Origin of the sequence: Enterobacter sp. DN (assembly GCF_046054285.1) — a bacterium.
In the GTDB taxonomy this organism is placed as follows: Bacteria; Pseudomonadota; Gammaproteobacteria; order Enterobacterales; family Enterobacteriaceae; genus Enterobacter; species Enterobacter hormaechei_C.
Genome location: NZ_JBJJTG010000004.1, coordinates 87,508 through 113,288, shown reverse-complemented (window position 1 = coordinate 113,288; position 25,781 = coordinate 87,508). Strand labels below are relative to the sequence as shown.

The window sequence follows — 25,781 nt, the reverse complement described above, 5'->3', positions numbered from 1 at the left end:
GCCCGCGGGTATTAAAGGGCGACCGGGAACAGCCAGCCCAAAATCATTGCGCCGAGGATGGCGCCACCGGTAATCGGCTTCTGCCAGATGTAGAACAGCAGCGCGCCTACCAGGGAACCGACGCCGATTGGAATGGAGGCGGTCATGGCGCTGAGGATAATCAACGGCCCGAGGAAGCGGCCGGAGGCGTTACCCGCGCCCATCATCACGTCTGCGCCGTAGGTGGAGTTGCTCTGATTGATGGTGAACTTACGCGCCAGGATGATGACGTAGCCAATCGCCAGGCCAATCACCAGGCCGGTAATCAGCGCGGCAATGAAGTTGGTCACCGGGAACATGATCCCCGCGCCCAGCAGCAGCGCCGGAACGCCGAGGCCCACGCCGGTCTGGATCGCACCGCCGATATCGAGAATACCCACCAGCGAGCCTTCGATAATACGGGCGAACAGGAAGCTAGCACCGAACGCCGCCACCGCGCCGTAGACGCCGGTATCGATTCCCGCTTTCAGCATCGCCACGAAGGCCACTTCGTTAAACGCGCCGATGCCGTAGAGGTAGTACATGTGCGTCCCGGCGAAGACGCCGGAGGAGAGCAGGCCAACGAAGATCGGGAACGACCAGTCGGCATACCAAAAACCTTTATTCTGTTCCATTTAGAGGCTCCTGTTATTTACCGCTGAGCGAGTTGTGGATCATGTCGAGCCAGTTCGGCACGGTCAGATGGAAGGATTCGATCATCTTCATGTCGAAGCCGCGGAAGAAGCCGCTCAGCACGAAGAGCAGAACGATCGCCGCCATCATCACTTTGGTGACGTGGTTCCAGCCACTCTCTTCAACACCTTTACCAATCAGAATACCCAGTACCAGACCCGGTACGGCGTTACCCATGATCAGCTGTGCCGCGCCGCCAAAGATGGTGGCCCAGAAGCCCGATTTTTTACCCGCGTCGATGGCCGCCAGCCAGAAGATCACCGGCATCACGGTGTTGACCAGCAGGTTCGCCGCCGGTACCAGCACCTTCACGGCGGTCACCTGAAGCGCTGCCGGAACGGAGGAGGCGGTCAGGTTAAGGAAGGTCACAACAATCATGCCGATGATGCCGCAGGCAATCGCCATTTTGCGCGGGTCATGCAGCGTTTCACCGACGTTACGGTTTTTAATCATCAGTGCAGCAGCACCCCAGTTCGGGATGATGCGGTGGTCAACGTCCTGTGTGAAGGCACCTGCGGCCACGGAAGAGGCCCAGGCGTTAAAGAAGAAACCTAACCCAAAGGAGAAGTGGGACGCCGGATCCCCTTCGCAGGAGTTCAGTTCCCCCAACGTACGAAACGCGCCCATACCCTGAGTGGTAGGCGCATGAAACATGCGTGCAGCCCCGGCGCCAACACCGACGCCAACCAGGCCGCCAATGATGAGCGATTTTATTAATATAATTAAGAACATCAGTCTGCCCTTTTATGAATAATCAGCGTTGCGTGACGAAATCCACCTGGTCGAGATTGATGGCGGTCACGTTGACGGTCACATCCAGCTCCACGCTGTAGGTGCGTCTTTCCCGGCGCAAAAAGAAGAACAGAAACGCTTCTTTTCGCACCGCTTCTTGCGCCTGAACAACCTGCACATCCTGTGGCTCAATACGCAGTAAGATATGCGGTGAGGCTTTCATCACCGCAGCCTGAACGTGGTTGAGGGCGTCGGCAAAGGCGCGCGCTTTGGCGTCGCCCTTCCCCTTCACTCTCACCGTGGTTGTGAACTGTTCTTTCATGCTTACGCGCCGTATTTCTTCTGCCACGCCTGTACCAGACGCTCGCCCAGCTCTTCTTTATCCATAAAGCCAAAGCCCAGCACGTTGCAGCCTTCGTTTATGGCGGTCACCCCCTCATCCACGGAGCGCATGCCGTATTTGGCCTTGTAGCCATATTTGGTCTGAGCGGTGATGGCGCCCGCGCCGCCGCTGCCGCAGAAGGAGATCCCGAAGGTGGCGTTTTCTGCTTTCATCACGTCACCGAGCTTCATATCCGCTGCCATGCCCGGTACGACAACCGCGCGTCCGCCGGCTTTTTCCACACCCGCAGCCACTTTCTGACCTTTACCCAGGCGATCGCCAATCACGACTGTAATCTGTTCCATGTGTTGCTCCTTAAAGGTTGTCTTTCGCGACTTCGAAGTGAACGGAGAGCAGCCAGGCCTCTTCATCAGGAAGGTTGCCGAACTGCGCTACCACTTCACGGGCGAGTTGCATTGAATCTGGTGAAATTTCGTCAAACAGCTCTGCTTCAACCTCTGGCAGCGGCTCGCCGGTCACGGACCGGTGCGCCATTGCGCGAACGTGGGAGGTCAGCATCTGCTCCTGTACCGCGTTGGGAATGATGTTGTGCCGGGCCAGCAGGGCGTAGACCTGCTGAAGCATGGTGTTCGCGAGCTGTTCTGTTTGCACCGCCTGTTCCCCAACGTCGTTCATTACCGCTCCGTTAATCACTCGTCTTACCCCGTTAATGGCTCTGGAATAAAACTAACGTCGAGGGGGAATTGTTTGTAGCGAGTTGTTTTCCACTTCGAAGTGGAAAGGCGAGCAGCGGCAGTGATCTGTGCCACATAAATGCGGTGAATCTGTATAAATCGCTGGATTTACGTGATGAATATCACGCTATTACGCGGCATTAGTCTGGTAAGCGGAGTGGAAAAGATTACGAGCAGGCTCGTAGAAATGTGACGTGGATAAGGTTTTCTTATGGGGATCCGCTAGAGTGGCGGCGGGTGCTTGAGACTGACCGTCTCAGGCATGGGACGGAAAGTGGAAAGCCCCGCCTGATAAAAAATCAGGGCGGGGGCTCGAAACGACACGTCACACCGTGGAGTTCGCTACCTCGCCCGCTTAAAAGCAAGGAGGCATCCATGAAACGCAGAAACCCAAGTATCGTGGTTTTGATGATTATTTCTTTGACAATAATCATCTTAACTCTGGTGACGAGGAAAACACTGTGCGAGATCCGTTTTCGTAACGGCTCGCTTGAAGTGACAGCGCGGATGGATTGTCGCTCCGGCAAGTAGGGAGCAACGATGCGGGGGCGCATCATGCGCCTCCGCATACGGGGAGAGGACGTACAGCTCAGGCACCCAATTAACGATACTTTTTGTGGTACGTGTTGCGGGTCGCGACAAACTGATCGGCTGCCGCCTGGGCTTCTTTCTCTTTGCCTTCGTTCGCCAGCTTCAGCGCGCCGTCAATCTGGCCGACCAGCACGTCAAAACCGTGGCGGTAGTCTTTCATCTCGGCGCTGTCTGCCGCTTTGCTTTCCAGCTTCGGCGGCGTCGCTTTTTGCGCATCCAGCGCGGCTTCACGCATTTTAGTCAATGCGTCTTTCATGTCCGCCGCATTGTCCGTTTTCTGCACCACCTTCAGGTTTTCACTGAGGATGTCCATGTTGTCTTCGAGATCGGCAGCAAACGCAGACGAGCCAAGAACCAGCGTTGAAGCCGCGACGATCGCTAACAGGTGTTTACGCATTGCTCACTTCCTTTTTTTTATTATTAATCACGCTTTTACGGGGATTATTGCCCGGCGATTTTCATCTCCGGCAGTAATACAGAACCACACTGAATATTGCTGCGTGTTTCAATATCGTTACCGACCGTAACAATATTGCGCCACATGTCCTTCAGGTTGCCGGCGATGGTGATTTCGCTCACCGGATACTGAATTTCACCGTTTTCGACCCAGAAGCCCGCTGCACCGCGAGAGTAGTCGCCGGTGATACCGCTCACGCCCTGCCCCATCAGCTCGGTGACCACCAGGCCGGTGCCCATCTCTTTCAGCATCTGTTCAAAATTCAGGCCCTGTCCGGCAATGCGCCAGTTATGAATGCCGCCCGCGTGCCCGGTGCTTTTCAGCCCCAGCTTACGCGCGGAGTAGTTGGTCAGCAGCCACTGGGTCAGAATGCCGTCTTTCACGATATCACGACGTTCCGTGCGCACGCCTTCGCTGTCGAACGGCGTAGAGGCCAGCCCTTTCAGCAGGTGTGGGTGCTCTTCGATGGTCAGCCATTCCGGCAGGATCTGCTTGCCCAGCGAGTCGAGCAGGAAGGTCGATTTACGGTACACCGAACCGCCCGCAATCGCTCCCACCAGATGACCAAACAGGCCGGTTGCCACTTCGTTGGCAAAAATGACCGGCGCTTTCATGGTGGAGAGTTTACGCGGCGAAAGGCGTGACAGCGTGCGTTCGGCGCACGCTTTTCCCACCCACTCCGGAGACTGCAAATCTCCCAGCGCGCGGCCAATGGTATACGCGTAATCACGCTCCATATCGCCGTTTTCTTCGGCGATGACGCAGCTGGAAAGCGAGTGGCGGGTTGAGCAGTACCCCTGCAACATGCCATGGGAGTTACCAAACACTTTAATGCCGTAGTGGCTGTTAAAGCTGCCGCCTTCGGTATTGGTGATGCGTTTGTCAGCCTGCAAAGAGGCCTGCTCGGCTCGCGCGGCCAGCTCAATGGCTTCATCCGGCGTCACTTCCGCCGGATGGAACAGATCGAGATCCGGCGCGTCAAACGCCAGCAGCTCTTTATCAGCCACGCCAGCGTAAGGATCCGGGGAGGTGTAACGCGCGATATCCAGCGCCGCCTGCACCGTACGGGCGATGGCATCCGGGCTCAGATCGGTAGACGACGCGCTGCCTTTACGATTCTGGTGATACACCGTGATCCCCAGCGCGCCATCGCTGTTAAATTCTACATTCTCCACTTCGCCATAGCGGGTGCTCACGCTAATGCCGGTGGTTTTGCTGACCGCCACTTCGGCGCCATCTGATTTACCTGAAGCGAGCGTCAGCGCGGTGGAGACGGCTTCTTCCAGGATCTTACGCTGCGCTTCAACTTGTGAGGTTACTTTCATCGCAAATGCCATACTGTAAGAGAGAGTTAAGTGAAGTCTAACAGAGAACCGTTTTTCAGTGCGCGTCTTAACTGGTAACATTAGCCTCTTTTTTTAAGGAGCCTGACATGACTAAGCAGCCCGAAGACTGGCTCGACGACGTTCCCGGTGATGACATCGAAGACGAAGATGATGAGATCATCTGGGTCAGTAAAAGTGAAATTAAACGTGACGCCGAAGAGTTAAAACAGCTTGGCGCAGAAATGGTAGAACTGGGTAAAAACGCGCTGGATAAGATCCCGCTCGACCAGGATCTGCGTGATGCCATTGAACTGGCACAGAAAATCAAGAAAGAAGGGCGTCGCCGCCAGCTTCAGCTTATCGGTAAACTGCTGCGTCAGCGCGACGTGGAGCCGATCCGTCAGGCGCTGGACAAACTGAAAAACCGCCACAACCAGCAGGTTGCGCTGTTCCATAAGCTGGAGCAGATCCGCGATCGTTTGATCGAGCAGGGTGATGACGCGGTACCTGAAGTGCTGAACCTGTGGCCGAATGCCGACCGCCAGCAGCTGCGATCGCTTATCCGCAACGCGAAGAAAGAGAAAGAAGGGAATAAGCCGCCGAAGTCTGCGCGCCTGATTTTCCAGTATCTGCGCGAGCTGTCTGAGAACGAAGAGTAATCTGTGCGGGTTTGCGCCGGATGGCGGCGTAAACGCCTTATCCGGCCTACAAGGTCGTGCGAAAAAATGTAGGCCCGGTAAGCGCTAGCGCCACCGGGCTTTTTTTACTCTGCGGCCGCGGCTTTCTTCGCCAGACCGTCCAGCAGCTTCTGATGGATCCCACCAAACCCACCGTTGCTCATCACCAGAATGTGATCGCCAGGCTGTGCGGCTTTCACCACCATATCCGCTAAGACATCCACGTCCGCACTCCAGTGCGCCGGCTGAATGCAGGCGTCTGCCACTTCGGCCACCTGCCACGGAATATGCTGCGGTTGCAGCAGGAAGACCTCGTCGGCACGCCCTAAGGACGGTGCGAGATCGTCTTTGCAGATGCCCATTTTCATGGTGTTCGAACGCGGTTCCAGCACGGCCAGAATGCGCGCGGTGCCGCCAACTTTGCCACGCAATGCGGCAAGCGTCGCCAGAATGGCCGTTGGGTGGTGCGCGAAATCGTCATACACCGTCACGCCGTGGGCTTCACCGCGCAGCTCCAGACGGCGACGGGCGTTGATAAACGAGCCCAGCGCATTAGCGGCATCCGCAGGCAGTACGCCCACGTGACGCGCCGCGGCGATCGCCATCAGGCCGTTGTGCATGTTGTGCTCGCCCACCAGGCCCCACTTCACCTCGCCCACTTTCTCACCGTCGAGCAGCACTTCCCATTCGGAGGCATCCGCGTTGAGCTTTTTCGCCTGCCAGTGCCCCTGCTCGCCAACCAGCTCCTGCTCGCTCCAGCACCCCATCGCCATAGTCTGCTTCAGGTTGATGTCGTTCTCCGGCAGGATAATGCGGCCCTGACCCGGAACAATGCGCACCAGATGGTGGAACTGTTTCTGAATCGCTTTCAGGTCGTCAAAGATATCCGCGTGATCGAACTCAAGGTTGTTGAGGATCAGCGTGCGTGGGCAGTAATGCACGAACTTGGAGCGCTTGTCGAAGAACGCGCAGTCGTATTCATCCGCTTCAATCACAAAGAACGGGCTGTCGCCCAGACGCGCGGAGACGTCGAAATTGCCCGGTACGCCGCCGATCACGAAGCCCGGCTTGTAGCCGCAGGCTTCGAGGATCCAGGTCGCCATACCGGCGGTGGTGGTTTTGCCGTGCGTCCCGGCAACGGCGACAACCCAGCGGTCGCGCAGGACAAAATCATGCAGCCACTGCGGGCCAGACATGTACGGGATATTGCGTTCCAGCACCGCTTCAACGCATGGATTCCCACGGGTCATGGCGTTACCCACGATCACCAGATCCGGCTGCGGCTCCAGCTGGCTGGCGTCATATCCCTGAATCAGAGAAATTCCCTGCTTCTCGAGCAGCGTGCTCATCGGCGGATACACATTGGCGTCCGAACCTGTCACTTCATGGCCCAGCGAGCGCGCCAGCATTGCCAGTCCGCCCATGAAAGTGCCACAAATCCCCAATATATGAATGCGCATACGTCACTATCCTTCTTCAATGTGGCGCACATTTTACTCACATGTCAGCGGCTGTGAAACGCATTTCAGGTAAATCCGTATTTTGCTGGCGCGATTCACCTCTGCGCTAATATTTGAATGTTTGTTAAGATTGTTGGACATCAACCGCTTTACTCAACATAAGATGCAGGGAAAGTGTTATGAAAACGTTAGGTGAATTTATTGTCGAGAAGCAGCACGAGTTCTCTCATGCTACGGGTGAGCTCACTGCTTTGCTGTCGGCAATAAAGCTGGGCGCTAAGATCATCCACCGCGATATCAACAAGGCCGGTCTGGTCGATATCCTGGGTGCCAGCGGTGCCGAGAACGTTCAGGGTGAGGTTCAGCAGAAACTCGACCTGTTCGCCAATGAAAAACTGAAAGCTGCACTGCGCGCGCGCGACATCGTTGCGGGTATCGCCTCTGAAGAAGAAGATGAGATCGTCGTATTCGAAGGGTGTGAACACGCGAAATACGTTGTTCTGATGGATCCGCTGGACGGCTCCTCCAACATCGACGTTAACGTTTCTGTCGGTACCATTTTCTCCATCTACCGTCGCGTCACGCCGGTTGGCACACCGGTGACGGAAGAAGACTTCCTGCAACCGGGCAGTAAACAGGTTGCTGCCGGTTATGTGGTGTATGGCTCGTCCACCATGCTGGTGTACACCACCGGCTGCGGCGTACATGCCTTTACCTACGATCCGTCCCTGGGCGTGTTCTGCCTGTGCCAGGAGCGTATGCGCTTCCCGGAGAAGGGCAACACCTACTCCATCAACGAAGGCAACTACATCAAATTCCCGAACGGCGTGAAGAAGTACATCAAATTCTGCCAGGAAGAGGATAAAGCCACCCAGCGCCCATACACCTCGCGCTACATCGGCTCGCTGGTGGCGGATTTCCACCGTAACCTGCTGAAGGGCGGTATTTACCTCTACCCAAGCACCGCCAGCCACCCTGACGGAAAACTGCGTCTGCTGTACGAGTGCAACCCGATGGCGTTCCTGGCCGAACAGGCAGGCGGCAAGGCGAGCGACGGTAAAGAGCGTATTCTGGATATCGTGCCGGAAAGCCTGCACCAGCGCCGTTCGTTCTTCGTCGGCAACCGCCATATGGTGGATGACGTTGAACGCATGATCCGCGAATTCCCGGACGCGTAACGCGTAGAAAGGGGAGCCCGTCAGGCTCCCCTTTTTTTCAGGCCGTTTGCGTCGTCAGCTTGAAGGAGGCCATCGCTTCCATCAGCTCGCGCGACTGCTCCTCCAGGGAACGTGTTGCCGCAGATGATTGCTGGACCAGCGCCGCATTTTGCTGCGCCGTTTCATCCATCTGATTGACGGCGATATTCACCTGCTCAATACCGCGGCTCTGCTCCTGGGACGCCGTCGCAATTTCACGCATCAGTTTGGTCATACGCAGTACTTCGGTGGCGATCTCGTCCATCGTCTCACCGGCCTGCTGCGCCAGCTCGCTGCCCTCGTTCACGTGGGTTTGCGAATCGCTGATAAGCGAGCGGATCTCTTTCGCCGCATCAGCACTGCGGCTGGCGAGATTACGCACCTCACCCGCCACGACCGCAAAACCTCGCCCCTGCTCACCCGCACGCGCCGCTTCAACGGAGGCGTTCAGCGCCAGAATATTGGTCTGGAAGGCAATGCCGTCGATGACGCTCAGGATATCGGCGATGCGCGCCGAACTGCCGGAGATGTCGCGCATCTTCTCAATGACATAGCAGACCATTTCACTGCCGTGATCGGCGGTATCGGAGACCGACTTCGCCAGCTGGTGCGCCTGCTCGGCGTTATCGGCGTTAAGTTTCACCGTGGCGGTGATCTCTTCCATGCTGGCGGCCGTCTGCTCCAGCGAGGTGGCGGTGGATTCCGTGCGCTGGGCCAGGTTCATATTCCCGGCCGTCAGCTCGCGGCTGCCGGTATCAATCTGCGAGCTGGCGTCACGCACCCGCAGAACCGAGTCCATCAGCGACTGGCGCATCCCTTCGATCGCCGCGTTAAGGCGATTAAATTCCTGGCTCGCCGGCGCGTTCAGGGTATGGGTTAAATCCCCGGCCGCCACATGTTCCAGCTGGGCAATCGAGGCTGAAAGCGGCTTGAGCAGCATATGGCGCAGCACCAGCCAGGCCAGCACGATAATGCCAGCCGTCAGCAGCGCCGCGACGATAATCAGGATCAGCACGCGGGTTTTACTCGCCTGCACGGCGCTCACCTCCGCTTTACCGCGCGCCTCGCTCCATGCCTGGAACGCCTGCATATCGTTATCAAACTGCTTCGCCACCGGGACCAGCTTGTTTTCCAGCAGATCGTAATAGCTGTCCGCGCTTTGCTCGTTCAGGGCTTTCAGCATCGGGCTGATACCCTGCTGGTTGTACACCGCCAGACTCGCGGCAACGTTATCCAGCAGCTTTTGCCCCTGCTCATCCGCCACGCCGCTGCCGATCACGTCCTTCAGCGTTTTCTGTGCCAGCGCCACTTCCTGGTTAATGGTTTTGACCGCCCTGGCCGCATCGTCCAGCAGGCCGACCTCCATCATGCGGACGGCCTGCCCCGCTTCGTTACGCGCGCGCAGGATCAGCGTATAGCCGGCATTCAGCTGCACCATCTGTTCACCCTGAAGATGATTGATGCGCTGGAGAGAAGCGGAACTTTGTGTAAGGGCATAAATGCCGATGCCGCTGACAATCAGCAGCAGAAGGGTCATAACGGCCAGTAAAGAGAGCAAGCCGGTACGAATCGATAGCGTTTTAAGCATGATGTTATTTCCGGTAGCGAGATATTTCTGGGCATAAAAAAAGAATATCGGCCGCTACCGGAAAATGTTTAGAGTTTAAGCAATTTCAGCATGTTATCGCTCTGTTAAAGATGTATTTACCCGGGTAACAGGCGAGCTCTGGCGGTTCTCCCACAGCACCGTCAGGCCGCGCTGGAGCGCGATAAAAATAAACAGCAGAATGCCGATGGCGATTTTGGTCCACCAGGAGCTGAGCGTGCCGTCGAAGTTGATATAGGTCTGAATCAGCCCCTGGATCGCCACGCCAAACAGCGTGCCGAGGACTGTCCCCACTCCGCCACTGAGCAGCGTACCGCCAATCACTACCGAGGCAATGGCGTCCAGCTCAACGCCCACCCCCGCCAGGGCATAGCCTGCCTGGGTATAAACCGAGAATACAATCCCCGCGAGGGTGGCCAGCCCGGTCGAAAGCATGTAGATGCGAATAGTCGTGCTGCGCGTGGAAATTCCCATCAGGTTCGCGGACGTGGCGCTGCCACCAATGGCATAAACCTGGTTACCAAATCGGGTACGGTGGGCGAGGAAGATCCCGATCACCACCACGCCCAGCATCAGCAGCCCCATTGCGCTCAGGCGCCCCCCGCCGGGGATTTTCCACGCCAGACTGGAGAGCGTGTCGTAGATCGGATGGTTTATCGGAATTGACTCCTCCGACACCAGATAGCTCACGCCGCGCAGGAAGAACATCCCGGCGAGGGTGATGATAAAGGCCGGGATTTTCAGCGCATCGATCAAAAGCCCCATAAAGGCGCCGAACGCGCAGCCCATGACCAGCACCAGCGGAAAAGCCAGCAGCGGCGAAATCCCCCAAAAGCCAATCGCCTTGGCAAGGAACACGCCGGTAAAGGCGATCACCGACCCAACGGAGAGGTCGATCCCGCCGGAGAGGATCACAAACGTCATGCCGACGGCGATAATGCCTAAAAAGGCATTGTCGGTCAGGATGTTGCAAATCACCCGCGTGGAGGCGAAGCCCGGGAACTGGGTCAGGCAATAGAGGTACCCCAGCACGAACACGCCCAGCGTGATCATTAACGGCAAATTACGTTTTATCATGACCGCGGTTCCCCTTAATGAGAGTGATAAAGCGCGGCGACTGCACGATAAGTACGATAAGCACCACGACCGCTTTGACGACCTGATTCAGCTCCGGCTGGAACCCGGAGAGCAAAATACCGGTATTCATACCCTGAATAATCAACGCCCCCACCACCGAGAGCAGCAGATTAAAACGTCCGCCCATCAGCGATCCACCGCCGATAACCACCGCGAGGATCGCATCCAGCTCGAGCCAGAGTCCGGCGTTATTGGCATCCGCTCCGCGAATATCGGCGGCCACGATCACCCCGGCAATCGCAGCACAGACGCCGCTCAGCACGTAAGTCAGCATCACCATCAGCCGCGTATTTACCCCGGCGTTTTTCGCGGCCCGAATGTTAATCCCCACCGCTTCGATGAACATCCCGAGCGCCGTTTTGCGGGTGAAAAGCCAGAACACCACCAGCGTCACCAGCGCGACGATCACCGGCGTCGGGAAGAACAGAAAATTACCGCTGCCGATCCACGCCAGGCTCGGGGAGTTAAAGGTGACGATTTGACCGGAGGTGATAAGCTGCGCCACACCGCGCCCGGCCACCATCAAAATCAACGTCGCGACAAACGGCTGGATCTTGAGCACTGCGACCAGAATGCCGTTCCATAGCCCGGCTAATACACCGGAGCCCAGCGCGGCCAGCAGAACCACCGGCAGGCTGTGCCCGGCGACGGTCATCGAGGCGGCGGTGGCGCCCGCAATCGCCATTACCGCACCGACGGAGAGGTCGATCCCGCCGGTGGCAATGACCAGCGTCATACCAATCGCCAGCAGCGCCACTGGCGCGGCACGGTTTAAGATGTCGATCGGGCTACCAAACAGGCGGCCATCCTGCACGACGATCTGGAAAAAATGCGGAGCCACCAGGCTATCCACCAGCAGCACCAGCAGCAGCGCCACGATTTGCGGCGTGCCGGTCGGCCAGGTGAAGCGGCGCTTCGCTTCGCCAGTTTGCGAAAGAGAACGGGACATCACATTTGACTCCTTACGCCGCGATGGCATTCATGATCGCCGGTACCGACAGTTTATCCAGCGGGATCTCTGCCACCTGCCTGCGATCGCGCATGATGATGACGCGATCGGCATAGCCGACCAGCTCCTCCAGCTCGGACGAGATCACCAGCAGCGCCAGACCGTCGGCGCAGAGCGTTTCGATAAGCCGGATGATTTCGGCGTGCGCGCCCACGTCGATACCGCGCGTGGGCTCGTCGAGGATCAGGAATTGCGGCTTGGTGAGCAGCCAGCGCGAGAGGAGAACCTTCTGCTGGTTACCGCCCGAGAGGAACTCGATGGGCTGTTCCGCGCTCGGGGTACGTATACCGAGCTGGCGGATGAAGCGCTCGGCAATCGCGTTCTGCTCGCGCTTAGGGATCGGACGCAGCCAGCCGCGCTGGGCCTGTAGCGCCAGAATGATGTTTTCCCGCACCGAGGCGGCGGCAATAATCCCGTCCGTTTTCCTGTCCTCCGGGCAGAAGCCCACGCCGAGGCACGACGCCTGATGCGGTGAACGTAGCGTTTGCGGTTTGCCTTTGATCAGCGCCGTTCCGCTGTCGGCAGGTTTGATCCCGAAGATGACTTCGGCGGTTTCGGTGCGCCCGGAGCCTAACAGCCCCGCCAGACCCACAATTTCACCGGGGCGTACCTCGAGGTTAAACGGCGCGATGGTCCCTTTTCTGCCGTAATCGTGAAACGCGGCGATCGGTTTTTCGCTCAGCAGCGTACGGCCCGCGCGCTGAAGCGCGTTGGTCTCGAGCTCGCGGCCCAGCATCATTTTGACCAGCTCTATCTGCGGCAGCTCGCGGGTTTCCCGGCAGCCGACAAAGCTGCCGTTGCGCAGCACCGTAATACGGTCGCTCACCTCGTAAACCTGATCGAGGAAATGCGTCACGAAAATCAGGCTGACGCCCTGATTACGCAGCTGGCGCATCAGGGTAAAAAGCATCTCCACTTCCTGGGTATCGAGGCTGGCGGTGGGTTCATCGAGGATCAGCACTTTCGCCGAGAGATCGATAGCGCGACAGATCGCGACGATTTGCTGCATCGCCACGGAAAAACGGTTCAGCGGTTCGCGCACGTCGAGAGAGAAGCCATACGATTCCATCAGCTTCGCGGCGTGCGCTTCCATCTCTTTGCGGCGCAGCAGGCCAAAACGTCTGGGTTCGCGGCCAATAAACAGGTTATCCGCTACCGACATGTTTGGCAGCAGGTTCACTTCCTGGTAGACCGTGCCGATCCCCAGTTGCTGGGCATGCGCGGTGTTTTTGGGCGAAATGGCGTTACCTTCCAGCCAGATAGCGCCGCGATCGGCGTGATAGACCCCGGTCAGGGTTTTAATCAGCGTCGACTTCCCCGCCCCGTTTTCGCCGAGCAACGCCATGATCTCCCCACGCCGCAGGCTGAAATCAACGTTATCCAGCGCCTTAACGCCAGGGAAAAATTTACTCAGGCCCTCTGTGCGGAGGATTTCCTGGTGTTGTTCGGTGGTCATGGTTTCCCCCTGCATCAGGCCGGATGACGCTACGCTTATCCGGCCTACAAAAGAGCGTATCGTAGGCCGGGTAAGCGCAGCGCCACCCGGCAATTTCACTGGATCAGTAGCCCATATTTTTCTTCTTCTCTAACTCTTCTTTCGCCGTGTCCGGCAGGTAGAGCGTGGATTTGGTGATGGTCAACTTCTCAGGCTGGGTGCCGTCTTTCTTGAATTTCTCCAGCGCATCGAATGCCGGGCCCGCCATATTTGGCGTCAGCTCCACGCTGGCGTTCGCTTCGCCGTCAATCATCGCTTTGTAGATGTCCGGTACGCCGTCGATCGAGCCGGTGAGGATATCTTTGCCCGGCTTCAGGCCCGCTTCTTTGATGGCCTGGATGGCGCCGATTACCATGTCGTCGTTGTGGGCATAAACCATGCAGATATTTTTGCCGTTATTTTCTGCCTTAATGAAGCTTTCCATGACCTCTTTACCCTTGCTACGGGTGAAGTCGCCGGACTGAGAACGGATGATTTTGATGTTTGGTGCTTTGGCGATGGCCTCCGCGAAACCTTTCTTACGGTCGATAGCCACGCTCGCCCCGACGGTGCCCTGCAACTCAACCACGTTACACGGCTTGCCATCCACCTGCTTCACCAGCCAGTCACCAATCAGTTTGCCTTCCAGCACGTTATCGGCGGTGACGGTGGTCATATAGAGAGATTTGTCTTTTACGTCGATGGAACGGTCGAGCAGGAAGACCGGAATTTCAGCATCTTTGGCTTCCTTCAGCACCGGCTCCCAGCCCGTGGCGACAACCGGGGCAATAAAGATGGCATCCACGCCCTGAGCGATAAACGAGCGCACCGCTTTAATCTGGTTCTCTTGCTTTTGCTGACCATCGGCGATTTTCAGCGTAATACCGCGCTTTTCGGCCTCACTTTTCGCCACATTCGTTTCAGCGGCGCGCCAGCCAGATTCAGATCCGACCTGCGAAAATCCAACGGTTAAGGGTGCGGCCATCGCCATAGACGACATGGCTGCCGAAACTGCTGTAACAAGAAGTAAGCGCTTCCACATATGAACGTCCTCGTAGGGTAGGTTATTGTTGGTTAAAAGATGTTCCGCGGATGAACTATAGCCAATCGAATATGTTACGGATTGCGTTACATCACACTTCAGAAAAGTGAATAAAACGTTAATCACAAGTTTGTAATCGCTTTCATTTCTACATTTAAAATGCGGCTGAGTTTATGGATTATCCTGTCATGGAAACGGTCTGAAAAGTGAAGGCGTGAGGGAGAGAAGACGAAAACAGGCGGAGACTTTCAGCGCCAGTTGGCTATAATACCTGCCACTTGTTTACCATCCATTTTAAAGGACACCGACATGAGCTTACTCAACGTCCCTGCGGGTAAAGAACTGCCAGAAGACATCTACGTTGTGATCGAAATCCCGGCCAACGCAGATCCAATCAAATACGAAATCGACAAAGACACCGGTGCGCTGTTCGTTGACCGTTTCATGTCTACCGCCATGTTCTATCCGTGCAACTACGGCTACATCAACCACACTCTGTCTCTGGACGGTGACCCGGTTGACGTACTGGTCCCAACGCCATATCCATTGCAGCCAGGCTCCGTCATTCGCTGCCGTCCTGTTGGCGTGCTGAAAATGACTGACGAAGCGGGTGAAGATGCGAAACTGGTTGCCGTACCGCACACCAAGCTGAGCAAAGAGTACGATCACATTAAAGATGTGAACGACCTGCCAGAGCTGCTGAAAGCGCAGATCGCCCACTTCTTCGAGCACTACAAAGATCTCGAAAAAGGCAAATGGGTTAAAGTTGAAGGCTGGGATAACGCAGAAGCGGCGAAAGCAGAAATCATCGCCTCCTTCGAGCGTGCTGCTAAGAAGTAATTCTTACTGCTGAGACTAAGCCCCGCGCGTCGGGGCTTTTTTGTGGTTGTCGATGCGCCCGGCGGCGCTACGCTTGCACGGGCCTACGGCGCAAAACGACAACGCCACCTTACGGTGGCGTTGTCGTTTTTCAGAACTGGTCTCTGTCTAACCAGTTACCGCTTTCAATCAACGTTAACCCGTCGACCGAACGTTGGTACACGTACATCCATGCACTGCCGTAAGGCGTCTGGATCAACTGGCGAGCGTATTCACCGCCCCTGGTGCGCAAGGCATCAAGTTCGGCCAGCGTAGCATTATCAATACGATAAACCTCACCCTGTACCGTTCCGTTCCCCGGAACCGCGCCTGGATAGTGGCCCAGACTGTACAACTGGTAGTTTTCGATTGTGTAATTTCCCAGCAACTGGGCGTTGGTCATCCAGTGGCTGTTGCCTTGCCTGGTTCGTAAACTGCCGTAAACAAATATTCGCATTGCTAAAACTCAAACTGATAGAGCAGATCAAGTGCCTGGTCTACGCCGGACACTGCTTCCAGATATAGCTTAGGCATCAGGCGATAACGTAACGTGAGTGTAGCCAGTGAGTCAAAGATCCCCACGCCATATTTTACCTGTAGACCCGGCAGTACATAGCCGCTGACCACTACCTGCGAAGAGTCACCCACGCCCTGAGTGTCCAGCGCCAGATTGCTTACGCCAAACGTCTCGCCGATTTTACCCACAACCTGACCACTTTGTGCAACCCCCAGACCAACTAACATTGATGTCATTGCCGCGCCATCGCCCTGTTGGCTATCCAGACCCTGGCCGCGCAGCAGGTAAGAGAGCGCTTCCTGTTGCGACATGGCCGGGTCAGAGAAGATCTCTGCCTTAGGTTCATCGGCGGAGCCCGTCACGCGCACGCCCGCAATCACATCATCTTCGGTGGCTTCCGGGTTACGGATCGCTTCGATATTGAGTACCGGCTGATCCGGTGGACCGGAGAACAGCAGCTCACCTTTACGCACAATCAAATCCTGACCGTAGGCATGGAAGCGCCCTTCAGGAATATTGATTTGTCCATTGAGGCCAAGTCCCTGTTGATCCTGCGCCACTTTCAGGTCACCCGTGAGTCTCGCCTTCAGCCCAAACGCGTCCAAACGCACGTTATTCCCCACGTGCACGATAAGATTACTATTGATCGGTATGCCAGCGCTCTTCTGTTCAACAGGTTTCAGATTTTCATTGAGCATAACTTCGTCACTGGAGACGCCAACCGCGCTTTCCGGCACCTCGTGAACCACGATGCGCGCCCACGGTACGTCAACACGGCCGTCCAGGGTGAAGAGACTCGGCGTTGCCTCAAAGACCACGTCTGGCGACACGTCCAGGCGCACCATCGGCGGTACCGTGATACGCACCCTGCTGCCCTTGGCCGCAATACGGGCGCGCCAGTTGTCGAGCTGGCTCCAGTCTGCGTCACCGCTCAGGTTGATTTGTCCCTGCTGCGTCAGCACTGAGCCACTGAGGGTTGAGCTTTGGCCGTTAAAGTTCATCGCCAGCTGGCTTGGCTGCATATCGAACGGCATAAAGTTACCGTCAATGTCCACACCGTTTAACCGCATCTGGCCAAACAGCTGCGGGCTTTGCGCATCCCCCGCCAGACGCAGGTTGGCGCTGAGCATCCCCGCCGCCTTTTCTCCCCGCGAGAAGATCGGATTCACCATCGCCAGGTTGAAGTTGCGAATATTGACGTTGCCGCCGAGATTGCGCCGCCCTTGCGGATCGGTAATTTGCACCTGTCCGTCAAACTGACCGTTGTTGGTCAGGCGGATCAGCCATCCCAGTTCCGCACGATTGTTACGCAGGTCAGCGTTCACATTCAGGGTGTCGAACGCCACCGGCAGCGGCGCGTCATTGACCTCCTGCGTCACCTTCACGTTACGCCCGGAGAGGGTAACGCTGCCCTGCGGCAGTCCCTCTTTGGTGGTGTCCCACGCGACGTCCGCTTTACCGCTGAAGACCCCGCTGGCCTGGGTGGTTTCCGGCATAAACGGTTTCAGCATCGCCAGGTCGAAACGGTTGAGGTTGATCTGCGCGCGTCCTTCCGCGCCTGCATCAATGGTCTGCGGCACGCACAGCTCAGCATTCGGGTTGGTCCAGCAGTGTGGCCCAATGCTGATCTTTTGCTCCGCGTTGCGGTAATCCAGCGCGACAGACCGCGACAGCACCAGCGGGCCGACCGGCGTGCTGAAGCGGGTGTTATCCAGCACGCCTTTCCAGCGCGTCGCCTGGCGGTCAAAACTGCCCGTCAGGTGCAGCTGCCCGGAGACCGGCTCGCCCTGCACGCGTAGCTGGAGATCGTGCTGCTTTTCGTTACCTTTTGCCGCCAGCGTGACCAGACTGATGTTCACGTCCGGCTGAGAGATACGCTCCACGCGCAGATTCAGGTTTCCGCCGATCTGATCGGTGGATTTCACGTCTCCCTCGACACGTACGCGGGCAATAGAAAGTTCCTGCCAGCGCAGGTTATTGGCGGTGATGTCCGCCAGCAGCTGCGGCGCCTCCACCGTACCGCGAACCTTCACTAACCCCTTCGCCGTGCCGCCAAGACCCGGCAGGGCGTTATCGAGATTTGGCGCGTCGATGGTGGCATCCAGATTGAGGTCTTTCACGCCCAGCTCGCCTTTGATATCCGCCGTGTTGCGACCCAGCGCCACGTGCAGGCCCGGGATCACCCACTGGAGATAGCTGTTGCCCTTAAGCGAGCCCTCTACGTTGACTTTGTTCTGCTTCACGTTGCCGGTGAGCTTGAGTTCCGGCACGTCCATCTGCCAGGTGCCACCGTACAGGCTACCGCGGGTTTTGATCAGGCCATCCAGTTTTGACGGCCAGTCCGGGGCCTCTTTAGCGGTGTTGATCCCGGTCAGCTTCAGCTCGCCGCGCCAGCTGATCGCCTGCTGCCAGTCGAGCAGCGCGGTCAGCTCGGTTTTTCCTTCCAGCGCCGCCACGGTCAGCTTGTCGAGGTTAACCTGCAACTCGTTACCCTTCGCATCCAGGGTGATATCGGCGGGCGGTACCCCCTGCCCCTTCACCGCCGTGCGGAACGACAGCGTGTAGTCGGTCATTTTGCCACTCAGCTTCAGCTTCAGATCGTCAGCCTGGAACTGTTTTTCGCCGGTGAACGGCCAGTAAAGCTGCTTGCTGTCAACCTCAAGATTGAGCGGTAAACCGGCCTCTGCCAGCTGGGTTTGCCCGCGCAGCACCATATCCACCGGTCCGGAGAGGTTTACGCCGAACTCCAGCTTCTCGCGCAGCGCGCCGCCGACTTTCACCTTCACCTTTTCGCCTTTCAGCGGCTCGATGTTCAGGGCGCTGTTCAGCGTAATATCTATCGGCCAGTTGTCGCGCAGCAGCGCATTGCCTGAGGCGTTGACCGACCCCTGGTTAGTATCAATATCCAGCGCGTCGAGCTTCATGTTGCCGTCGATACTGCTGACTTTAAGCAGCATGTTGAAGACCGTCAGATCGGTATCGCCGGTCAGACGCAACTGCTCGCCCTTAAACTCTTCGATATTGAGGTTCAGCGGCAGATGCACGTCGGTCATCTCCGGCAGAACCGGTTTCGAGAAGAGATCTTTCAGCGTTTCGCCCAGCGGTTTTTCTTCCGGCTGCGGATTCTGGATCTTCGGCTCGACGATCTCTTCCTGCGCCACGTCGGCCACCTTCGGTAGCGCAATCAGCAGCCCTTGCAGGGAGGTTGGGGTCAGGGTGAGGTTTTTCTCCTGCCAGCGCAGACCGGAGGTGAAATCCATCACGGATACCGTCGTGTCGTCGATTTTGATATTGACGTTATCCAGTGCGACCCGGTAAAGCGCAATCGGGTACGGCGTGGAGAGGTTCAGCGGGCCGCTGTCCTCTTCTTCGACAGGCTCGGACTTCGGCATTTTTTTGGAATCTATCGCCACGTTAACGTCTTTTAGCGACAGATCGTTTACGCACAGCTGGCTGTCCCGCAGGCAGCCGAGCTTGACCGCCAGATGAAACTCGCCCGCGTTCACCGCCACGCCGGGCTGTTCATAACGGATATTTTTCAGGCGCAGATCGCGCCAGCCGCCCGTTACCTGGCCGATTTCCAGCCCTGGCACCCAGCGGTTCGCGGCGTTAAACAGCAAATGCAGGCCCGTGGTGGTGCCCACCAGAAACGCCACCGTACCGAGCAGTAATACGATAAAAATCAGCACCCCGAGGCTTATCTTCTTCCATAAACTCATAATTCAGGCCCCAGACCGATGTAAAACTGTAAACCGTGTTCGTCTTTGTCGCCCACCGGAACGGCGAAATCGAGCTTGATGGGCCCGACCGGTGACTGCCATCGCACGCCCACACCCGCGCCGGTTTTGAAATCGCTGCGGCGGATATCGTTCACCGCTTCACCGCCGTCGACAAACATGGCGCCCCACCATTTGCCGCTGACGTTGTACTGGTACTCCAGCGAGCCGGTCGCCAGTTTTGACGCCCCGGTCAACTGGCCTTTGTCGTTTTCAGGTGAGATCGATTTGTACTTATACCCGCGAATGCTGCGGTCGCCCCCCGCGAAGAAGCGCAGATCCGGCGGGACGCGTTCGAAATCACCGGTTTCGATCCAACCGAGATTACCGCGCATCACAAAGCGGTGTTTGTCGTACAGCGTGCGGATCCAGACGTTTTGCGCCTGAAAGACGGAGAAGTCTACGTCGGAGCCCCAGGCGGTGTTGGAGTAATCGATGGAGTAGCGCTGAGAATCGCCCCAGGTCGGCATCAGGCCACCGCGCGAGCGGGTACGGCTGATCATCACGCCCGGATAAAGCAGCATGGTGGTGTTGGTGACGTTTGCCTGGGTAAAGTGGTCGAGGCTCCAGCGCAGGTTAATGGCGCGCTGCCAGCCGCTGGAGAGATCCCAGAAGCGTGATACCGCAAGCGTCGTCGAGTCCTGCTCGGTATCGTTCAAATCGGTACGCTTAAAGCCGCCCTGCACGAGGTAGTATTGCTCAAGCGGATTTTTCAGCAGCGGCATTTTATAGCTGAAGTCCAGCTGCTGTTCAGGCGCAGACAGGCTGACGCTGGTGGTCAGGCTGTGGCCGTAGGAGTTCATCCACGGTTTTTTCCACGAGGCTTTCACGCGCGGGCCGACGTCCGTGGAGTAGCCGACACCGGTCTCAATGGTGTTCTCGGTGCGCGGAGAGACCACGCCATGCAGCGGTAACACTTTCGTTTTACGGGATCTATCAAATTCCGGCGCTACCACCACGGAGTTAAACCAGCCCGTCGCGGACAAACGACGGTTCAGCTCGCCCAGGTCGCTGGACTGGTAGTAGTCGCCCTTTTTAAACGGCACCAGATTTTGCAGATACTCGTCACGGATTTGCGATCCTTCGAAGGTCACATCGCCAAACCGGTAGCGCTCGCCGCTGTCGTAATCGATATCCCAGAATGCCTGACGTCGCTCAAGCGCAACGCCCAGCTGGCTTTTGTTGAACCGGCTGTCGAAGTAGCCTTTGCGCAGCGAAACGCTGGTTAAGGATTTTTTAAAACGATCGTAATCCCCGTGATTGAGCACGGTGCCCACTTTCGGACGGGTGCTGAGCAGATCCAGGTAGTCCCGATCGGTGCGTGCACCGCCGCGCAGCACCACGTTCGTGCCGCCAATCAGGACGGGTTCGCCCGGCGAGACGCGGGCAATCAACACCTGACGCCCTTTCGCCGGAGGCGGGCGTAAATCGAAATCGATGGTGGGTTCGTAGTACCCCAACGCCTTTAAGCCTTCGCGGATGGCGTCATCCACGCGCGCGCGAAAACGCCGATCCGGCGTGACCTCATCGCTCTGGATGGTAGAAAGCTGCGCACGCACGTTTTTTTCCAGCGCCCCGGATAACCCCTCAACCTGCAAACGGACATTCGCCGCGCTGGCAATCCCGCTGGTCAGCATTAAACTGACTAAACATAACTGGCGGATCTTTGTCACGTTTTCTCCTGAATATCCCTGTTTCCACCCTGGAAGCAAATGCAGTGCCGCTCCGCGGCAAAATACGGCCTGAAAGCCAAAAACCCAAATTACGGGTTGAAAAAGGGTGTAACACCCAAATATTTCTTATGATTAAATCTAGACTCATTCATCGCATTTATTGTGTTCAATTAAACGCTTCGTGACAACCTTAACCGAAACAACGCTACCCGGGAGGCCCCACCGTGAGTTTATTCGATAAAAAGCATCTGGTATCACAAGCCGATGCGTTACCGGGACGCAACACCCCTATGCCAGTGGCAACATTACACGCCGTAAACAACCATTCAATGACAAACGTTCCTGATGGAATGGAGATCGCCCTGTTTGCCATGGGCTGCTTCTGGGGCGTAGAACGCCTGTTCTGGCAACTGCCGGGCGTGTACAGCACCGCTGCGGGCTACACCGGGGGATATACGCCTAACCCAACCTACCGCGAAGTCTGTTCCGGTGAGACCGGTCATGCTGAAGCGGTGCGTGTGGTGTATGACCCGAGCGTCATTAGCTATGAACAGCTGCTCCAGGTGTTCTGGGAAAACCATGATCCGGCGCAGGGCATGCGTCAGGGTAACGATCACGGCACCCAATACCGTTCGGCCATCTACCCGCTCACCCCAGAGCAGGAGGCCGCCGCCCACGCCAGCCTGACGCGTTTCCAGGAAGCGATGCAGGCGGCCGGTGATAAACGTCAGGTCACGACCGAAATCGCTACCGCGAAACCGTTCTACTATGCCGAAGACGACCACCAGCAGTACCTGCATAAAAATCCGTACGGCTACTGCGGTATCGGCGGCATTGGCGTTTGCCTGCCTCCACAGCAGGCCTGATTACTGCATCAGCGCCACGCGAGCCGCGTGGCGCGTGGCATTACTCACCGAACCGTAATCAATGACTTTCCCCTGCAACAGCAGGTTAAAAACCGGCGCCTGTGGCCGGTTTAGTCGCGTTTGCAGCAAATGCACCGCTTCTATGCCCAAATCCCGACAGGGCACCGTGATCCCCGTAATGGGCTTTTCAAGCCGGTTTGCTAAATTCCACGCAAAATCGGTGGTGATGATGGAGATGTCTTCCGGCACGCGCAGCCCATGCCGCTGTAACGCCTTCAGCACACCCTCGGTCATGCTGGTGCTGTTGGGAAAAATGACCTCAGGCCACTGCGCTCTGTCGTGACGTAACAGCCACGCATCCAGCTCGCGCTCAGCCTCTTCAGCGGTAAACCACTCCGTGACCAGTAAATCCCGCTGCGGCTCAAACGCCACGTGAAAATGCCGGTACGCTTCTTTAATTCCGTCCAGCCGGGCATAGAGCGTGTCCCGGCGCAAACAGGTAATGGTCAGCACCCGGCGATGCCCATGCTCGAAAAGATATTGCATCGTGGTAAAGCCGATTGCGCGGTGATCGGGCGAAACCGAATCCAGCACCCGGTCCCGGTCGACGGAATTAATTAATACACAGGGTTTATTCAGCGTGCTGGCCAGCTTAAATATGGTGGAATCATCCGTACCAATGATAATTATTGCGTTAATATTTTTATGGCTTGCCTTTTCCATAAATAATTTCACGTCCGCATTCTGTTCCTCTAATCCGCAATAACTGATCCAGACATTATGTGGCGCGCTGGCTTCCGCAATGCCTTTAGTCACTTCCAGATAAAAAATATCCCCACGACCCTGAAACGTTCTTTCAGGTGCAAATACAGCGATTCCGTTAATTAAGAGACGCCCGCTCGCCATCGACTCCAGCACGCCAAGCTCCCGCGCGGTGCGGACAATGGCTTCCCGGGCCTTATCGCTGGTATAAGACTTGCCGCTCAACACCCTGGAAACCGTGCTCACGGAATATCCCGTCAGGGACGCGATCTCCTCCATTTTTAACTTGCCCGGCATAGTGTGACCTCGCTCTCAATCAGTTTTTGCAAATATTTGCAGAAACAGCGCTTTGATTTTAAAACCAAATTTCAAAATGGTTGGAGTTTACTTATTCACCTTGCGAGTATTCTCACAAAAACACATTGTCGCTACGTCTCGCCTTTCCTATTTTTCGGTCATCACGCTTTTTGGCTGAAATTAAGGTGAGACATGGAGAAGGTACGTTTTGGCATTATTGGTATAGGTAATATCGGTACGGTCCACGCACGCTATTTACTGGCCGGAACCGTCAGCGACGCCTGCCTTACGGCGGTGTGCGATAACGCGCCGGAAAAGCATCCGGCCATTCGGCAGTTGGTTGGCGGCATTCCGCTGTTCAGTGATGCGCAGGAGATGCTCCAGAGCGGGCTTATCGATGCGGTCATTGTCGCCACGCCGCATTACGATCACCCGCGCCTGTCGATGCTGGCGATGCGCCACGGCATTCATACCCTGTGTGAGAAGCCAGCAGGCGTCTACACCGCGCAGGTCCAGGAGATGAACGCCTGCGCCCGGGAGTGCGACGTGGTGTTCGGCATCATGTATAACCAGCGGCCCAACCCGCTGTATCAGAAAGTGAAAGATCTGATCGACAGCGGCGAGCTGGGCGAGATCCGCCGCTCCAACTGGATCATCACCAACTGGTATCGCTCGCAGAGTTACTACAACTCCGGCGGCTGGCGCGCCACCTGGAAAGGGGAAGGCGGCGGCGTGCTGCTCAACCAGGACCCGCATCAGCTCGATCTCTGGCAGTGGCTGGTGGGCATGCCGGTTCGTCTGCGCGCGTTTTGCCAGTTCGGTAAGCATCGCGATATCGAAGTGGAAGACGAGGTGACCGCCTACGCCGAATACGCCAGCGGTGCGACCGGCGTGTTCATCACCACCGTCGCGGAAACGCCGGGCACCAACCGCCTGGAGATTGTCGGCGATCGCGGTAAAGTGGTCGTCGACGAGGGCAAACTGCGCTACTGGCGGCTGCGCGAATCGGAAACCGAGTTTAACGCTCGCTGGCAGAATGGCTTCGGTGAGCCGGAATGCTGGGAGGTTTCTGTCCCTGTTGCCCCGGAATACAGCGAGCACCACGTCATCACCGCCAACTTCTGCGCCGCCGTGCTGCGCGGCGAGCCGCTGATTGCGCCGGGTCTGGAAGGCATTCACGGTTTAACCCTCTCTAACGCCATGCACCTCTCCACCTGGACTGACGACTGGGTTGAGCTACCGCTGAACGAAAAGCAATACCTGCGCCTGCTTCAGCAGCGCATCAGCACCTCTGTAGATAAAGGGGCCACCAGCATCACGCTGGATGCCGCGGGTACCTGGTAACACCGGAGAAAATCGATGTTAAATGTCGCCATTGTGGGAACAGGAAATATCTCCCATAACCATATTCAGGGTTATTTGCAGTTTGGACAGCGCTGCCGGATCGTTGCGCTGGTTGATATCTATCCGGAGAAAGCGGAAGAGAAAAAAGCGCGTTACGGCCTGACGGACGCCCGCGTGTACGCCAGCCACCGGCAGATGCTGGAGGATGCGCTTCCCATCGATATCGTTGACGTCTGCACCCCGCCCTATGTCCATGCGGAGATCAGCATTGATGCGCTTTATGCCGGCTGCCATGTGCTGTGCGAAAAACCGATGGCCGCCTCGCTGGAGGAGTGTGATGCGATGATCGCCGCCCAGCAGGCCAGCGGAAAAACGCTCTCCATCATTGCCCAGAACCGCTTTACCGATGCCTTCTGGCGCTTAAAAGCGGCGCTGGATTCCGGCCTCGCCGGAAAAATATGCCATGCGCAGGTGGATTCCTTCTGGTGGCGCGGACATTGCTACTACGACCTGTGGTGGCGCGGCACGTGGGAAAAAGAAGGAGGCGGCTGCACGCTGAACCACGCGGTGCACCATATCGACGCCATTCAGTGGATGCTCGGTTTCCCGTCTGAAGTGGTGGCGATGATGACCAACGTGGCCCATGACAACGCCGAAGTAGAAGACCTTAGCGCCGCGATATTCAAATACCCCAACGGCGCACTCACCCAGCTTACCGCCTCGGTAGTACACCACGGGGAAGATCAGAAGATCATTATCCAGGGTGATAAAGCGCGCATCTCCGCCCCATGGCAGGCTTATGCCAGCGTGAGTGCTGACAACGGCTTCCCGCAGGAGACCAACGATATTGAGCGAGAAGCCCTGCTTGATGCCGTTTTCCAGGCGACGCCCAGGCTCGAATGGACTCTGCACACCGGGCAGATTAACGACCTGCTTCAGAGCATTGAGCGCGGTACGGCCCCGCTGGTGGACGGCGTGCAGGGTAAGCGCTCGCTGGAGCTGATTACCGCGATGTATAAATCAGCCATTACCCGCAGTGTCGTTTCCCTGCCTGTTGGCCGCGATGATCCGTTTTACCGTACCGGCGGGACGAACGCCCTCGCCCCCCGTTTTTATGAAAAATCCGCAAGCGTCGCCAACTTCAGCGAAGTGGGCGCTATCCCTCTGGGTAAAGATCTGGATCGAGGACTGTAA

The 25,781-nt window shown here is 57.1% G+C and carries 24 protein-coding genes; 7 read left to right on the top strand and 17 right to left on the bottom strand.

Features of this window, described 5'->3' with window-relative positions; all coding sequences use genetic code 11:
- Window positions 1-11: 11 nt before the first annotated feature.
- From ACJTMZ_RS11430 to ACJTMZ_RS11410, 5 genes are read right to left on the bottom strand one after another with little or no spacing between them, the layout of a single operon-like run.
- Window positions 12-653, bottom strand: coding sequence for a DUF4310 family protein (locus ACJTMZ_RS11430; protein WP_015572508.1), 642 nt, complete (start codon window positions 651-653; stop codon window positions 12-14).
- A 13-nt stretch (window positions 654-666) separates the two neighbouring features.
- Complete coding sequence (locus ACJTMZ_RS11425; protein ID WP_006810337.1) at window positions 667-1,443, bottom strand: DUF4311 domain-containing protein; 777 nt, start codon at window positions 1,441-1,443, stop codon at window positions 667-669.
- 22 nt (window positions 1,444-1,465) lie between these two features.
- Window positions 1,466-1,765: a DUF4312 family protein gene (locus tag ACJTMZ_RS11420; RefSeq protein WP_006810338.1), complete on the bottom strand. Its 300-nt coding sequence runs from the start codon at window positions 1,763-1,765 to the stop codon at window positions 1,466-1,468.
- A 2-nt stretch (window positions 1,766-1,767) separates the two neighbouring features.
- Window positions 1,768-2,130, bottom strand: coding sequence for an SFCGS family glycine-rich protein (locus ACJTMZ_RS11415; protein ID WP_006810339.1), 363 nt, complete (start codon window positions 2,128-2,130; stop codon window positions 1,768-1,770).
- Window positions 2,131-2,140: 10 nt separating this feature from the next.
- Window positions 2,141-2,479, bottom strand: a complete 339-nt coding sequence (locus ACJTMZ_RS11410; protein ID WP_026080657.1) for a PRD domain-containing protein — start codon at window positions 2,477-2,479, stop codon at window positions 2,141-2,143.
- Window positions 2,480-2,895: 416 nt separating this feature from the next.
- Between ACJTMZ_RS11410 and ACJTMZ_RS11405 the strand changes: the two genes are divergently transcribed.
- Window positions 2,896-3,051, top strand: coding sequence for a Hok/Gef family protein (locus ACJTMZ_RS11405; protein ID WP_072058938.1), 156 nt, complete (start codon window positions 2,896-2,898; stop codon window positions 3,049-3,051).
- Between the two features lie 70 nt (window positions 3,052-3,121).
- On the opposite strand, the gene cybC is transcribed toward ACJTMZ_RS11405, so the two are convergent.
- Complete coding sequence (gene cybC, locus ACJTMZ_RS11400; RefSeq protein WP_063134961.1) at window positions 3,122-3,508, bottom strand: cytochrome b562; 387 nt, start codon at window positions 3,506-3,508, stop codon at window positions 3,122-3,124.
- Window positions 3,509-3,552: 44 nt separating this feature from the next.
- A complete protein-coding gene (pmbA, locus tag ACJTMZ_RS11395) occupies window positions 3,553-4,905 on the bottom strand; it encodes a metalloprotease PmbA (RefSeq protein ID WP_015572506.1) in 1,353 nt (450 codons plus the stop codon).
- A 95-nt stretch (window positions 4,906-5,000) separates the two neighbouring features.
- On the opposite strand from pmbA, the gene yjgA reads away from it, so the two are divergent.
- Window positions 5,001-5,552: a ribosome biogenesis factor YjgA gene (gene yjgA, locus ACJTMZ_RS11390; RefSeq protein WP_003856072.1), complete on the top strand. Its 552-nt coding sequence runs from the start codon at window positions 5,001-5,003 to the stop codon at window positions 5,550-5,552.
- Between the two features lie 104 nt (window positions 5,553-5,656).
- Here the strand turns inward: yjgA and mpl are convergent, their stop codons facing one another.
- Window positions 5,657-7,030 carry a UDP-N-acetylmuramate:L-alanyl-gamma-D-glutamyl-meso-diaminopimelate ligase gene (gene mpl / locus ACJTMZ_RS11385; protein ID WP_017694649.1) on the bottom strand — a complete coding sequence of 458 codons (1,374 nt, stop codon included), beginning with the start codon at window positions 7,028-7,030 and terminating at the stop codon, window positions 5,657-5,659.
- Between the two features lie 179 nt (window positions 7,031-7,209).
- On the opposite strand from mpl, the gene fbp reads away from it, so the two are divergent.
- Window positions 7,210-8,208: a class 1 fructose-bisphosphatase gene (gene fbp, locus ACJTMZ_RS11380; RefSeq protein ID WP_003856070.1), complete on the top strand. Its 999-nt coding sequence runs from the start codon at window positions 7,210-7,212 to the stop codon at window positions 8,206-8,208.
- A 37-nt stretch (window positions 8,209-8,245) separates the two neighbouring features.
- Here fbp and ACJTMZ_RS11375 read toward each other — a convergent pair whose 3' ends face one another.
- The 5 genes from ACJTMZ_RS11375 to ytfQ form a co-directional block, all read right to left on the bottom strand.
- Window positions 8,246-9,814 carry a methyl-accepting chemotaxis protein gene (locus tag ACJTMZ_RS11375; RefSeq protein ID WP_017694651.1) on the bottom strand — a complete coding sequence of 523 codons (1,569 nt, stop codon included), beginning with the start codon at window positions 9,812-9,814 and terminating at the stop codon, window positions 8,246-8,248.
- 93 nt (window positions 9,815-9,907) lie between these two features.
- Window positions 9,908-10,909: a galactofuranose ABC transporter, permease protein YjfF gene (gene yjfF / locus ACJTMZ_RS11370; protein WP_017383921.1), complete on the bottom strand. Its 1,002-nt coding sequence runs from the start codon at window positions 10,907-10,909 to the stop codon at window positions 9,908-9,910.
- On the bottom strand, window positions 10,896-11,921 hold the full coding sequence (gene ytfT / locus ACJTMZ_RS11365) for a galactofuranose ABC transporter, ATP-binding protein YtfT (protein ID WP_017383922.1): 1,026 nt from the start codon (window positions 11,919-11,921) through the stop codon (window positions 10,896-10,898). The genes yjfF and ytfT overlap by 14 nt, the downstream gene beginning before the upstream one ends.
- Before the next feature lie 10 nt (window positions 11,922-11,931).
- Window positions 11,932-13,434, bottom strand: coding sequence for a galactofuranose ABC transporter, ATP-binding protein YtfR (gene ytfR, locus ACJTMZ_RS11360; RefSeq protein ID WP_232945339.1), 1,503 nt, complete (start codon window positions 13,432-13,434; stop codon window positions 11,932-11,934).
- A 103-nt stretch (window positions 13,435-13,537) separates the two neighbouring features.
- Window positions 13,538-14,494, bottom strand: coding sequence for a galactofuranose ABC transporter substrate-binding protein YtfQ (ytfQ, locus tag ACJTMZ_RS11355; RefSeq protein WP_017383924.1), 957 nt, complete (start codon window positions 14,492-14,494; stop codon window positions 13,538-13,540).
- A 309-nt stretch (window positions 14,495-14,803) separates the two neighbouring features.
- Here ytfQ and ppa point away from each other — a divergent pair, with 309 nt between their 5' ends.
- A complete protein-coding gene (ppa, locus tag ACJTMZ_RS11350; RefSeq protein WP_006810347.1) occupies window positions 14,804-15,334 on the top strand; it encodes an inorganic diphosphatase in 531 nt (176 codons plus the stop codon).
- 130 nt (window positions 15,335-15,464) lie between these two features.
- On the opposite strand, the gene ACJTMZ_RS11345 is transcribed toward ppa, so the two are convergent.
- From ACJTMZ_RS11345 to tamA, 3 genes are read right to left on the bottom strand one after another with little or no spacing between them, the layout of a single operon-like run.
- Window positions 15,465-15,809: a gamma-glutamylcyclotransferase gene (locus ACJTMZ_RS11345; RefSeq protein WP_017383925.1), complete on the bottom strand. Its 345-nt coding sequence runs from the start codon at window positions 15,807-15,809 to the stop codon at window positions 15,465-15,467.
- Between the two features lie 2 nt (window positions 15,810-15,811).
- On the bottom strand, window positions 15,812-19,588 hold the full coding sequence (gene tamB, locus ACJTMZ_RS11340; protein ID WP_252010777.1) for an autotransporter assembly complex protein TamB: 3,777 nt from the start codon (window positions 19,586-19,588) through the stop codon (window positions 15,812-15,814).
- Window positions 19,585-21,318 (bottom strand): autotransporter assembly complex protein TamA, encoded by a 1,734-nt coding sequence (gene tamA, locus ACJTMZ_RS11335; RefSeq protein ID WP_252010776.1) that lies wholly within the window; start codon window positions 21,316-21,318, stop codon window positions 19,585-19,587. Before tamA ends, tamB begins: the two co-directional genes overlap by 4 nt.
- A 224-nt stretch (window positions 21,319-21,542) precedes the next feature.
- On the opposite strand from tamA, the gene msrA reads away from it, so the two are divergent.
- Window positions 21,543-22,184, top strand: coding sequence for a peptide-methionine (S)-S-oxide reductase MsrA (gene msrA / locus ACJTMZ_RS11330; protein ID WP_006810351.1), 642 nt, complete (start codon window positions 21,543-21,545; stop codon window positions 22,182-22,184).
- On the opposite strand, the gene ACJTMZ_RS11325 is transcribed toward msrA, so the two are convergent.
- On the bottom strand, window positions 22,185-23,243 hold the full coding sequence (locus ACJTMZ_RS11325) for a LacI family DNA-binding transcriptional regulator (RefSeq protein ID WP_058687198.1): 1,059 nt from the start codon (window positions 23,241-23,243) through the stop codon (window positions 22,185-22,187).
- Between the two features lie 192 nt (window positions 23,244-23,435).
- Between ACJTMZ_RS11325 and ACJTMZ_RS11320 the strand changes: the two genes are divergently transcribed.
- Both ACJTMZ_RS11320 and ACJTMZ_RS11315 read left to right on the top strand, forming a co-directional pair.
- The gene (locus ACJTMZ_RS11320) at window positions 23,436-24,587 is read left to right on the top strand and encodes a Gfo/Idh/MocA family protein (protein ID WP_058687197.1); all 1,152 of its coding nucleotides are present in this window, start codon (window positions 23,436-23,438) and stop codon (window positions 24,585-24,587) included.
- Window positions 24,588-24,602: 15 nt separating this feature from the next.
- The gene (locus ACJTMZ_RS11315) at window positions 24,603-25,781 is read left to right on the top strand and encodes a Gfo/Idh/MocA family protein (protein WP_058687196.1); all 1,179 of its coding nucleotides are present in this window, start codon (window positions 24,603-24,605) and stop codon (window positions 25,779-25,781) included.

Excerpts from the sequence above, each read along its gene's own strand:
- ACJTMZ_RS11430 (WP_015572508.1), bottom strand. The coding sequence starts at position 653 with ATGGAACAGAATAAAGGTTTTTGGTATGCCGACTGGTCGTTCCCGATC.
- ACJTMZ_RS11425 (WP_006810337.1), bottom strand. The coding sequence starts at position 1,443 with ATGTTCTTAATTATATTAATAAAATCGCTCATCATTGGCGGCCTGGTT.
- ACJTMZ_RS11420 (WP_006810338.1), bottom strand. The coding sequence starts at position 1,765 with ATGAAAGAACAGTTCACAACCACGGTGAGAGTGAAGGGGAAGGGCGAC.
- ACJTMZ_RS11415 (WP_006810339.1), bottom strand. The coding sequence starts at position 2,130 with ATGGAACAGATTACAGTCGTGATTGGCGATCGCCTGGGTAAAGGTCAG.
- ACJTMZ_RS11405 (WP_072058938.1), top strand. The coding sequence starts at position 2,896 with ATGAAACGCAGAAACCCAAGTATCGTGGTTTTGATGATTATTTCTTTG.
- cybC (WP_063134961.1), bottom strand. The coding sequence starts at position 3,508 with ATGCGTAAACACCTGTTAGCGATCGTCGCGGCTTCAACGCTGGTTCTT.
- pmbA (WP_015572506.1), bottom strand. The coding sequence starts at position 4,905 with ATGGCATTTGCGATGAAAGTAACCTCACAAGTTGAAGCGCAGCGTAAG.
- yjgA (WP_003856072.1), top strand. The coding sequence starts at position 5,001 with ATGACTAAGCAGCCCGAAGACTGGCTCGACGACGTTCCCGGTGATGAC.
- mpl (WP_017694649.1), bottom strand. The coding sequence starts at position 7,030 with ATGCGCATTCATATATTGGGGATTTGTGGCACTTTCATGGGCGGACTG.
- fbp (WP_003856070.1), top strand. The coding sequence starts at position 7,210 with ATGAAAACGTTAGGTGAATTTATTGTCGAGAAGCAGCACGAGTTCTCT.
- ACJTMZ_RS11375 (WP_017694651.1), bottom strand. The coding sequence starts at position 9,814 with ATGCTTAAAACGCTATCGATTCGTACCGGCTTGCTCTCTTTACTGGCC.
- yjfF (WP_017383921.1), bottom strand. The coding sequence starts at position 10,909 with ATGATAAAACGTAATTTGCCGTTAATGATCACGCTGGGCGTGTTCGTG.
- ytfR (WP_232945339.1), bottom strand. The coding sequence starts at position 13,434 with ATGACCACCGAACAACACCAGGAAATCCTCCGCACAGAGGGCCTGAGT.
- ytfQ (WP_017383924.1), bottom strand. The coding sequence starts at position 14,494 with ATGTGGAAGCGCTTACTTCTTGTTACAGCAGTTTCGGCAGCCATGTCG.
- ppa (WP_006810347.1), top strand. The coding sequence starts at position 14,804 with ATGAGCTTACTCAACGTCCCTGCGGGTAAAGAACTGCCAGAAGACATC.
- ACJTMZ_RS11345 (WP_017383925.1), bottom strand. The coding sequence starts at position 15,809 with ATGCGAATATTTGTTTACGGCAGTTTACGAACCAGGCAAGGCAACAGC.
- tamB (WP_252010777.1), bottom strand. The coding sequence starts at position 19,588 with ATGAGTTTATGGAAGAAGATAAGCCTCGGGGTGCTGATTTTTATCGTA.
- ACJTMZ_RS11325 (WP_058687198.1), bottom strand. The coding sequence starts at position 23,243 with ATGCCGGGCAAGTTAAAAATGGAGGAGATCGCGTCCCTGACGGGATAT.
- ACJTMZ_RS11320 (WP_058687197.1), top strand. The coding sequence starts at position 23,436 with ATGGAGAAGGTACGTTTTGGCATTATTGGTATAGGTAATATCGGTACG.
- ACJTMZ_RS11315 (WP_058687196.1), top strand. The coding sequence starts at position 24,603 with ATGTTAAATGTCGCCATTGTGGGAACAGGAAATATCTCCCATAACCAT.